3 protein-coding genes and 1 pseudogene are annotated in these 3,475 nt (G+C 32.2%); 3 read left to right on the top strand and 1 reads right to left on the bottom strand.

The window, feature by feature from the left end; all coding sequences use genetic code 11:
- The 3 genes and pseudogenes from AC5YCE_RS15385 to AC5YCE_RS15395 all read left to right on the top strand — a co-directional run.
- A pseudogene (locus AC5YCE_RS15385) lies at positions 1–110 on the top strand (IS982 family transposase); the annotation flags it as partial.
- Positions 111–522: 412 nt separating this feature from the next.
- Positions 523–1,674, top strand: coding sequence for a GGDEF domain-containing protein (locus AC5YCE_RS15390; protein ID WP_496172599.1), 1,152 nt, complete (start codon positions 523–525; stop codon positions 1,672–1,674).
- A 213-nt stretch (positions 1,675–1,887) separates the two neighbouring features.
- On the top strand, positions 1,888–3,000 hold the full coding sequence (locus tag AC5YCE_RS15395; RefSeq protein WP_496172600.1) for a GGDEF domain-containing protein: 1,113 nt from the start codon (positions 1,888–1,890) through the stop codon (positions 2,998–3,000).
- A gap of 346 nt (positions 3,001–3,346) precedes the next feature.
- Here the strand turns inward: AC5YCE_RS15395 and AC5YCE_RS15400 are convergent, their stop codons facing one another.
- The gene (locus AC5YCE_RS15400) at positions 3,347–3,475 is read right to left on the bottom strand and encodes a transposase (protein ID WP_496172601.1); all 129 of its coding nucleotides are present in this window, start codon (positions 3,473–3,475) and stop codon (positions 3,347–3,349) included.

The following is a 3,475-nucleotide window of genomic DNA, read 5'->3' on the forward strand; positions in this document are numbered from 1 at the left end:
AAGCACGCAGTGTTCGTGGATTTCTCAGTGGAATTTACGCCTCGTTATGTGCATATCAATTAACCCATCGAAATAAGCCAACAATTCAAATTATTGATTCATCGGCTTAAGCAGGATTCGGGTTAATTATTTAAGATAAATTTATAAATCAGTCATCAAAATGTACAAATCAATTTTCTTGATCAATATTTTGTAGGCATATTCAGTTAAAATATCTAGCTGGAATCATAAATCTAACTTTTAATTCGAAGGAATCTTTTGAATATCATGACTTTTGATCAGTGATGACAGTGAGAATAAGTATTGTGTAATGGTTTGATAAAGCGTAAATTAAGCTAATTATTTGTTATTTTATTAATATAATTGTGATGTTTTTATCATTTTAATAAGAATTAATTTTCTAAATGCATGTAGGTATAGGATAAATAAACTTATCGAGTGAATAAGTTTTAGATTCATACAGAATAAATGAAAATGAAAATCTATCGTAAAATTACGCAATCTGAAGCGGTTCAACAATTCATGAATAATAGTGTTCTGATGAATTGGAGTGACTTAAATAAAAGCGTTCTAGTCTTATTGTTAGGCGGTGCTGCTCATATTACGTGGATTGGATGGTATCTTTATTTTTCAAATCATCCGTCATTTCAACATTGGTTTAATCATGATTATGGAACATATCATTTAGCACGAATGATTGTATTCTGTATCATCAATTTTGTATTGATTGTCCCCATATTATTTTACTCAAGAAACACTTTTATCAAAAAATATTTACCTTATATTGCTGTAATTTTTTTCGGCATAAGCTTTGTATATGGTGGTTATGCGGTTGGGATTATGAGCCCTGTATCTATCGCTGGCTATATCAGTTTAATTACCGTCGGGATGGTTTTATTTAAAAGAACTGTAATGTATTTGGTTTTTATACCGATCACATTTTATTTGATTATGGCAATTATCTTAACTTTAAATGGTCAAATGACTTATGCACCCATTTATACTCAAGAGTTTAATCAGATTATATTTCATCGAAATGAATTTTGGGTGTATACCCAAATGTATTTCTATATCCCTATATTTTTCTGTTCATTGGTGTTATTTGAAGTATTACTCATTCAATGGCGCAATCGAGAAAAGAAAGTAAGAGAAATGAGTCAAATTGATCCGCTGACGGGTATTTATAACCGTCGAAAAATAGGGCAAGATCTAACGGAAATTCAAAATGAACATCGAGCAGTTGCTATTATTTTAATGGATCTTGATCATTTTAAACAAATTAATGATCGTTATGGTCATGATGTTGGAGATGATGTGCTGAGGCAAGTAGCCTTTATATTGTCAAAAAATGTCAGAGATAAAGATGTTGTAGGGCGCTTTGGAGGTGAAGAGTTTATTTTGGTGCTACAAAATAAATCTATACAACAGGTGTTAGATATTGCTGAAAGATGTAGACAACAAATTGAAAATACGCCCATAAAAATTAATGATCGAGAAACTATTCAGATCTCTGCGAGTTTTGGTATAACCCTTGGAAATCATTACCAGACTAAAGAACAAGTTCTAAAACAAGCAGATGATGCTCTATATTTGGCTAAAAAATCAGGACGTAATCAAGTCAAGAAATTTCAAGAATGTGAATCTTATTTAAAAAATCAGATATTTGATCGTTAAATTATCAACCTGATTATTTTAAACAATAGACTATAATTTCATATCATGCTGTAGCATTAAATCATTAATTTAAACAACGAGAAAATGATGAATCACAAGTTAAAGCATAATTCTTCAAAATTTAATTCAAAAGAATAGTTGTTCATTGCGATGCTCAATATTTGGATGAAGTTACCTCAAATTACGACCTTACGTGAAAGCATGAAAACGTTCATGCAAACTAGTGTCATTATGCAATGGGATAATATCAGTAAAACGATAATGATCTTAGCAATGGGGGGACTCGATTTCTTAGTCTGGCTCATATGGTTAGTTTATTCCTATCATTCAGCCGAGTTGAATCATTGGATTAACACAAACCACTATCCCTTTTTTATATGTTTTTACCTGCTGGGTGCGTTGAGTTTTTTTATCCTGATTTATATTTGTAATCGTTATAAAAAAAATAAGAAATTCAAAATATATATGCCTTATATAGCTGTAGCATACTTTGGAATCATGATGCTATTTTCAGGGTTTGCAATTGGTATTGCGAGTCCAGCAACAATTGCAGGATATATAACGGTGGTCACTGTAGGATTAGTTTTATATAGACGTAAGATTATTTATTCCACGTTTATACCAGGAACGATTATCTTATTGTTGCTTATTACGCTAAGTGCAAAAGAATTCATCATTTATGCTCCAGTTTTTAGTAATGAATTAGAAGCAGGAAATCTTTATCAAAATTCGTATTGGGTTTACAGCATGTTATTTCTGTATATTCCAATATTTATCGTGAGCATTGTTTTATTTGAGGTATTACTGATTCAATGGCGTAATCGTGAGTTATGGATGAATGACATCAGCCGTAAAGATCCATTAACAGGTATATTAAACCGTCGCAGTATTGGTGATTTTTTAAAGAAACTAGAAGATCAGAATCAAATCTATGCTGTAATTTTATTGGATTTAGACCATTTTAAAAAAATTAATGATACTTATGGGCATGATGTGGGGGATCAGGTGCTGATCACTGTTTCAAATGTACTTTCGAATATTGCAATTGACGGAGATTGCTTAGGCCGCTATGGAGGGGAGGAGTTTATGTTGATTTTACCTCAACTCAATAAAGATCAAGCAATGACTATCGCTCAGAGATGTAGACAAACAATCGCCGAGACACTGATTCGACACGCAAATGGTGCCGAGTTCAATATATCTGCTAGTTTTGGAGTGGCCATGAGTAGTCGAGATTCTAGAAAAGAAGATGTCATTAGACGGGCAGATCAAGCATTGTATATCGCCAAGGATCAAGGGCGTAATCAGGTGCAATTTTTATCTTAATGACTATCATTGTTAGCTTTAACTGATGAAAATTTTCTTATAATCGCAGTTTTATTTTCATTAAAAGCTCTCTTCAAAAACTTCTCTTAAAGGACTAAGACAGTTAGTTGAGTTAGATCAAGAATAATAGTAGTTCGAATTTAGCGTTATAGCCAAATGACTATTGCAATTGAATTAAGATCTGAAGAATTCAATCGATTCAAGATCACAACGTACAGATCGATTCAAAATATTATAGCCAAATATGAAACATAAGCTACATCATCTTAAATACGATATCCAGAGCTTCCTGAATGGTTTTATTGTTCTGAGCAATGATGTGCCTGACTTTACTTTTTAAGACAGACTATGCTTTTTCAATAGGATTGAGGTCGGGACTATACGCAGGTAGATAAACGATTCTTGTCTTATATTTTGCTGCTAAATCATCAATCGCTTGACCTTTATGAATTGAGGCATTATCGAGAATCAGCAA

It is taken from the genome of Acinetobacter sp. CY79, assembly GCF_059515845.1.

Coding starts and splice junctions, on each gene's coding strand:
- AC5YCE_RS15395 (WP_496172600.1), top strand. CDS start 1,888: ATGCAAACTAGTGTCATTATGCAATGGGATAATATCAGTAAAACGATA.
- AC5YCE_RS15390 (WP_496172599.1), top strand. CDS start 523: ATGAATAATAGTGTTCTGATGAATTGGAGTGACTTAAATAAAAGCGTT.